Origin of the sequence: Pseudoflavonifractor capillosus (assembly GCF_016902575.1) — a bacterium.
GTDB lineage: Bacteria > Bacillota > Clostridia > Oscillospirales > Oscillospiraceae > Enterenecus > Enterenecus capillosus_A.
Genome location: NZ_JACSNZ010000110.1, coordinates 1 through 942, shown reverse-complemented (window position 1 = coordinate 942; position 942 = coordinate 1). Strand labels below are relative to the sequence as shown.

Here is a 942-nt window from a genome sequence, read left to right as displayed (position 1 = left end):
CAACCGGATCACATTTCCGTGTCCACAAAACTAAAGCGTTCCACTGCCCTGAACTATTCTTTTGTCAAGTTTGCTGAATATGACTTTGAAGCCTACGGCGTGGAGGACTACCTGGCTGACTTTTATCACCCTGGGCAGACCATAGAGGAATTAAAAGAGAACATCCGTGCTTGCCAAGAGCAGGAAATTGGCTTTTCCTTTTCCTTCCCCTTTGATGTGAATGGCCAGAGGATGTATGAATTTGTGAAGCTGCTGCGTCGGGAGGGCTTCTACTATTGAGAAAACGCACCCGAGGCCTCTGGAGCGCTAACTCCAGAGGCCTCCTTTGTTAGCCACGTTTTGAGAAACCCAATATCGTCACGCAGATGCCTACCAGCATCACCCCTACGGAGATCCCCAGCAGGACACCGGAAATAAAGTCCCCTCCTCTCATTTGATGGCAAGAGCATAACCCAAACGCCCTGCAAGAAACACCCCTTATCTGGAGAATTTAGGGGGAATCCATTGGATGAAGGACATACATACCAGTCTCCCTGTTCCCTTGTATCCTACCATACCCCCGCCTGTTTGGACAGATGGAATTGTCTTTCTTTTTTTGGCCCAACAGGCACGCAGGACAGGCCAACGGCCCAACTGTTGCCCCTGTAAGCCTCTGTGTGCCCTTCTTGGGATTAGGGCAGCCCACTTCCCCACCCAAGGAATCCCGGCTCAATTTGGGCCGTTTTCCACGACCATGGACAGTCGGTCAATGGGGCCCCCGACGAAACCCAGCAAAGCGGTTTCGTCGGGGAAAGGAGGAGCAGCGGAATGAGCAAGTTTTCGCCCTCCCAGGCGGAAATGAGGGATATGTAGCTTGCGACGACGAGAAGCAGGAGAAAGGAGAGGGGTCGCAAGCGCCCCCTCTCCGGCCACAAATGCCCGCAGTGCGGGCATTTTTACAGG

General features: G+C 53.0%; 2 protein-coding genes. One reads left to right on the top strand and one right to left on the bottom strand.

What is annotated here, in order from left to right; all coding sequences use genetic code 11:
* The coding region (locus tag H9X86_RS12080; RefSeq protein ID WP_204901740.1) for a hypothetical protein at nucleotides 1-279 on the top strand (279 nt) is incomplete at its 5' end.
* 429 nt (nucleotides 280-708) lie between these two features.
* Here H9X86_RS12080 and H9X86_RS12075 read toward each other — a convergent pair.
* Nucleotides 709-942 (bottom strand): hypothetical protein (locus tag H9X86_RS12075; RefSeq protein WP_204901739.1); only part of this gene is annotated, 234 nt, incomplete at its 5' end.